This is a genomic window from Sphingobium sp. MK2, from assembly GCF_040170545.1.
Classification (GTDB): domain Bacteria; phylum Pseudomonadota; class Alphaproteobacteria; order Sphingomonadales; family Sphingomonadaceae; genus Sphingobium.
In genome coordinates this window covers 1-4,979 of record NZ_JAZDXA010000004.1, presented here as the reverse complement: position 1 = coordinate 4,979, position 4,979 = coordinate 1, and the positions used below count along the sequence as shown (strand labels likewise).

Below are 4,979 nucleotides of genomic sequence, written 5' to 3'. Positions count from 1 at the left end.
AAATGGTGGAGCCTAGCGGGATCGAACCGCTGACCTCCTGCATGCCATGCAGGCGCTCTCCCAGCTGAGCTAAGGCCCCATTTGGGCGTGGTGCAAAAGGCCGCACGCCACATGGATCAAACGCTGTCCGGCAAATCCCGCACAGGATCAGGCCGTCGGTCGGATGTAAGGATGGTGGAGCCTAGCGGGATCGAACCGCTGACCTCCTGCATGCCATGCAGGCGCTCTCCCAGCTGAGCTAAGGCCCCGTCACCATCATCAAGCGCCCTTGGGTTGGCACCTGCGAGGTCGCTGCCATTAAGTCGCAGCAACCTCGTTGGCAAGAACAAAAATCAGTTAATTGTCATCGCTATCGTCGTCGCCCGCGGCTTCGACACCCAGGTCGTCGTCACCGCCCAGATCGACGTCATTATCCGGCGAATCGCCATCATCATCGACGTCCAGATCCAGGTCCAGATCATCGTCGGCCGTTTCCAGCTTGCCGTCAGCGGTCTCGATGACCTTCTTGGGCGCTTCTTCATAAGGAAGCGGCTGCTTCGACTTGAGAACCGGCTCCGGTTCCCAGGCCGCGTTGCAGTTGATGCAGACGACCGGATCGTCCTTGCCCAGATCATAGAAGCGGGTTGCGCATTTCGGGCAGGTCCGTTTCGTGCCCCATTCAGCCTTCACCATGTCCGGCCTGTTCCTTTTTAGATGCTCAAATAGACTTTACGCGGCGCAACGGCTGTTGCCCACGAAACGTCGCGCGCCTTGCCATAGCCCAAGCGCGCTGTCAAAAGCCGGGCGCATTTTTTCCCGCCAGACCAGACTGGACGAACCGTGACCGCTGCCGCCGAACCGCCCCGCCCGATGACATTCACCGCCGCACCCGCGCTTTCGGGCAGCGTGACCGTGCCGGGGGACAAGAGCATTTCGCACCGATCGCTGATGCTCTCGGCGCTGGCCGTGGGCGAAAGCCGGGTCGAAGGTCTGCTGGAGGGCGAGGACGTGCTGGCCACCGCCGCCGCCATGCGCGCGATGGGCGCGGACATTCAACGCGACGCCGATGGCATCTGGTATATCCATGGCGTGGGCGTCGGCGGCCTGCTCCAGCCGGAGGGCGCGCTCGACATGGGCAATAGCGGCACCTCGACGCGCCTGCTCATGGGCCTGCTCGCCAGCCATGATCTGACCGCGACCTTCATCGGCGATGCCTCGCTCAGCAAACGCCCCATGGCGCGGGTCACCGACCCACTGGCGCAGATGGGCGCCAGCTTCACCGCCAGCCCCGGCGGCCGCTTGCCGCTCACGATGCGCGGTGCCTGCCCCGCCGTGCCGCTCGACTATCGCCTGCCCGTCGCCTCGGCACAGGTGAAGTCGGCCATCCTGCTGGCGGGCCTCAACACGCCGGGCATCACCCGCGTCGTCGAGCCGATCCCGACCCGCGACCATAGCGAACGGATGCTGCGAGGATTCGGCGCGGACTTGCATGTAGAAGTGGAAGCCGACGGCACCCGCATCATCACGCTGGTCGGCGAAGCGGAATTGCAGCCGCAGCAGATTATCGTGCCCGGCGATCCTTCCTCCGCCGCCTTCCCGATGGTCGCCGCGCTGCTGGTGCCAGGTTCGAAGGTAACGATCGGCAATGTCGGCCTCAACGCCACGCGCGCAGGCCTCATCGACCTGCTCCGCGAAATGGGTGGTTCCATCGAAGTCGTCAACGCCCGCGAAGTCGGCGGCGAACCCGTGGGCGACCTGATCGTCACCGCTTCCGCCCTCCAGGGCGTCGAGCCTGATCCGGCGCGCGCACCCAGCATGATCGACGAATATCCCATCGCCTTCATCGCCGCCGCCCTGGCGCAGGGGCGCAGCGTCTTTCGCGGGCTGGACGAATTGCGCGTCAAGGAATCGGATCGCATCGCCACCATGGCAGCGGGCCTCCGCGCGATCGGCGTTACGGTCGAGGAATTGGAAGACGGCCTCATCATCGAGGGCAGCGGCGGCGCACCGATCAAGGGCGGCGGGCCGATCGCTACAAAGCTCGATCACCGCATCGCCATGAGCTTCGCCGTCGCGGGCCTCGTATCGCGCGATGGCGTGACGATCGATGACATGCGCCCGGTCGCCACCAGCTTCCCGACCTTCACCGCCCTGCTCCAGACGCTGGGCGCAATAGCATGAGCTTTGACTGGGCCAATATCATCGGCCTGGCGGGCAGCGCTCTGATGGTGGTCGCTTATGCCTACAGCAATATCGCCAAGCAGATGAACTTTGTCTTTTTCAATCTGTTGAACCTTGTCGGTTCGCTGCTGCTCATCTGGTCGCTGACCGTGCATTTCAACCTGGCGTCGATGGCGCTGGAAATCGTCTGGACCCTCATCGCCCTGCTGGGCCTCGTCAAAGCCATGAAAAGAAAATCCGCATGATCATCGCCGTCGACGGCCCCGCCGCATCGGGCAAGGGCACCATCGCCAAGGCGCTTGGTCGCCATTACGCCCTGCCCGTGCTCGACACCGGCCTGCTTTACCGCGCGGTCGGCCTCGCCGTGTTGAAGGCAGGCGGCGATCCCGACATCGAATCCGACACGCTCGCAGCCTGCGCGTTTGACGACGAAACCCTGGCCGATCCGGCGCTGCGCAGCGAAGCTGTCGGCAGCTTGGCCTCGCGCGTCTCCGTGCATCAGGCGGTGCGCGACGCCCTCGTCAAGCGACAGCGCGATTTCGCGACTCAGCCAGGCGGCGCGATATTGGACGGGCGCGACATCGGCACCGTCATCGCGCCCGACGCCCACGCCAAGCTATTCGTCACCGCCAGCGTCCATGTCCGCGCCCAACGCCGCTATCAGGATGCGCTGGCGCATGGTGGCCATCCTGACATGGACTCGCTTGTAGCCGACATCCAGGCGCGCGACACCCGCGACATGAGCCGCGACCATGCGCCGCTCAAAGTCGCAGATGGTGCGGACTTGCTAGACACCAGCGATTTGTCTATAGACGCGGCCGTCCGCCAGGCGATTGCGCTTGTGGACGCCCAGCTTGAAGGTCGCTTCAGAAGCTGACCCGTCAAGGCGTGCGGTATTCCGCGCGCCCTTTTCGCTTTTCTCGTCTGCGCGTCCGCGAACATTTTCGCGGTAACGGGTGTCCCTGCCGCATGAGGCGTCCGGGACAGTTTGGCCAAAGACCATCGGATACAACCGATTGGCCAGCAACGACGAGTGAAGGACTACACATGGCCTCTACGGCATTCCCCACGCGCGACGATTTCGCCGCGCTTCTCAATGATTCCCTCGGTGGTGAGGACGGCGGCTTCGAAGGCCGCGTCGTCAAGGGCACCGTTACCGCCATCGAAAACGACCTGGCCGTCATCGACGTAGGTCTGAAGTCCGAAGGGCGCGTCCCACTGCGCGAATTCGCGATGCCGGGTCAAAAGGCTGACATCAAGGTCGGCGACGAAGTCGAAGTCTATGTCGATCGCGTCGAAAACGCCCATGGCGAAGCCATGCTGTCGCGTGACCGCGCCCGCCGCGAAGCCGCCTGGGACAAGCTGGAAGCCGAGTTCACCGAGAGCGCGCGCGTCGAAGGCGTCATCTTCGGCCGCGTCAAGGGTGGCTTCACCGTCGATCTCGACGGCGCGGTGGCCTTCCTGCCCGGTAGCCAGGTCGACATCCGCCCCGTGCGCGACGTCACCCCGCTGATGGACATTCCGCAGCCCTTCCAGATCCTCAAGATGGATCGCCGTCGCGGCAACATCGTCGTGTCGCGTCGCGCCATTCTGGAAGAAACCCGCGCCGAACAGCGCAGCGGCCTTATCCAGACGCTGGCCGAAGGTCAGATCATCGAAGGCGTCGTCAAGAACATCACCGACTATGGTGCGTTCGTTGACCTGGGCGGCATTGATGGCCTGCTGCACGTCACCGACCTGTCGTACAAGCGCATCAACCACCCCAATGAGATGATCAACATCGGCGACACGGTGAAGGTGCAGATCATCCGCATCAACCGCGACACGCAGCGCATCTCGCTCGGCATGAAGCAGCTTGAAAGCGATCCGTGGGAAGGCGCATCGGCCAAGTACCCCGTCGGTGCCAAGCTGTCGGGCCGCGTCACGAACATCACCGAATATGGTGCATTCGTCGAACTGGAAGCCGGCATCGAAGGCTTGGTCCATGTGTCCGAAATGTCCTGGACCAAGAAGAACGTTCACCCCGGCAAGATCGTTTCGACCAGCCAGGAAGTCGAAGTTCTGGTCCTCGAAGTCGATCCCGAAAAGCGCCGCATCTCGCTCGGCCTCAAGCAGGCCCAGAGCAATCCTTGGGACAGCTTTGCCGAACGTCACCCGATCGGTTCGACCGTCGAGGGCGAAGTCAAGAATGCGACCGAGTTCGGCCTGTTCATTGGCCTGGACGGCGACGTCGACGGCATGGTCCACATGTCCGACATCGCGTGGGGCATTTCGGGCGAAGACGCGCTGGCGCTGCACCGCAAGGGCGAGGCCGTTCAGGCTGTCGTTCTCGACATCGACGTCGAGAAGGAGCGCATCAGCCTCGGCATGAAGCAGCTTGAGCGTGGTGGTCCGGCCGCTGGCGGCACGACCGCTGCTGCTGCCGGTCTCAACAAGAATGCGATCGTCACCGTGACCGTTCTTGAAGTCCGCGACGGCGGCCTGGAAGTCCAGGCTGGCGATGATGGTGCCACCGGCTTCATCAAGCGCAGCGACCTTGGCCGTGACCGTGACGAACAGCGTTCGGAACGCTTCCAGATCGGCCAGAAGTTCGACGCCATGATCACCGGCTTCGACCGTGCCAAGAAGCCCACCTTCTCGATCAAGGCGATGCAGATCGCCGAAGAGAAGCAGGCTGTCGCGCAGTACGGTTCGTCCGACAGCGGCGCGTCGCTGGGCGACATTCTGGGCGAAGCGCTCAAGGCCAAGACCGAAGGCTAAGCCTTCCCGTCAAATTCGGCTAATCAGGACAGCCCGCCGGGATCATGATCCCGGCGGGC

5 protein-coding genes and 2 tRNA genes are annotated in these 4,979 nt (G+C 63.6%); 4 read left to right on the top strand and 3 right to left on the bottom strand.

The window, feature by feature from the left end; all coding sequences use genetic code 11:
• Positions 1-3 precede the first annotated feature (3 nt).
• The 3 genes from V2I08_RS02895 to V2I08_RS02885 all read right to left on the bottom strand — a co-directional run bounded on the left by V2I08_RS02895 (position 4) and on the right by V2I08_RS02885 (position 672).
• Positions 4-79: transfer RNA gene (locus tag V2I08_RS02895), tRNA-Ala, on the bottom strand.
• 93 nt (positions 80-172) lie between these two features.
• Positions 173-248, bottom strand: a tRNA-Ala gene (locus V2I08_RS02890).
• 88 nt (positions 249-336) lie between these two features.
• Entirely contained in the window at positions 337-672 is a 336-nt protein-coding gene (locus V2I08_RS02885) for an FYDLN acid domain-containing protein (protein WP_037480080.1), read from the bottom strand.
• Positions 673-849: 177 nt separating this feature from the next.
• On the opposite strand from V2I08_RS02885, the gene aroA reads away from it, so the two are divergent.
• From aroA to rpsA, 4 genes are all read left to right on the top strand, one after another.
• Entirely contained in the window at positions 850-2,160 is a 1,311-nt protein-coding gene (aroA, locus tag V2I08_RS02880; protein ID WP_405053617.1) for a 3-phosphoshikimate 1-carboxyvinyltransferase, read from the top strand.
• Positions 2,157-2,405 (top strand): hypothetical protein, encoded by a 249-nt coding sequence (locus tag V2I08_RS02875; protein WP_349633836.1) that lies wholly within the window; start codon positions 2,157-2,159, stop codon positions 2,403-2,405. The genes aroA and V2I08_RS02875 overlap by 4 nt, the downstream gene beginning before the upstream one ends.
• Positions 2,402-3,037, top strand: coding sequence for a (d)CMP kinase (gene cmk / locus V2I08_RS02870; RefSeq protein ID WP_349633835.1), 636 nt, complete (start codon positions 2,402-2,404; stop codon positions 3,035-3,037). The genes V2I08_RS02875 and cmk overlap by 4 nt, the downstream gene beginning before the upstream one ends.
• A 170-nt stretch (positions 3,038-3,207) precedes the next feature.
• Positions 3,208-4,920, top strand: coding sequence for a 30S ribosomal protein S1 (gene rpsA, locus V2I08_RS02865; protein ID WP_037480069.1), 1,713 nt, complete (start codon positions 3,208-3,210; stop codon positions 4,918-4,920).
• Positions 4,921-4,979: the final 59 nt, after the last annotated feature.

Coding starts and splice junctions, on each gene's coding strand:
- V2I08_RS02875 (WP_349633836.1), top strand. CDS start 2,157: ATGAGCTTTGACTGGGCCAATATCATCGGCCTGGCGGGCAGCGCTCTG.
- aroA (WP_405053617.1), top strand. CDS start 850: ATGACATTCACCGCCGCACCCGCGCTTTCGGGCAGCGTGACCGTGCCG.
- rpsA (WP_037480069.1), top strand. CDS start 3,208: ATGGCCTCTACGGCATTCCCCACGCGCGACGATTTCGCCGCGCTTCTC.
- cmk (WP_349633835.1), top strand. CDS start 2,402: ATGATCATCGCCGTCGACGGCCCCGCCGCATCGGGCAAGGGCACCATC.
- V2I08_RS02885 (WP_037480080.1), bottom strand. CDS start 672: ATGGTGAAGGCTGAATGGGGCACGAAACGGACCTGCCCGAAATGCGCA.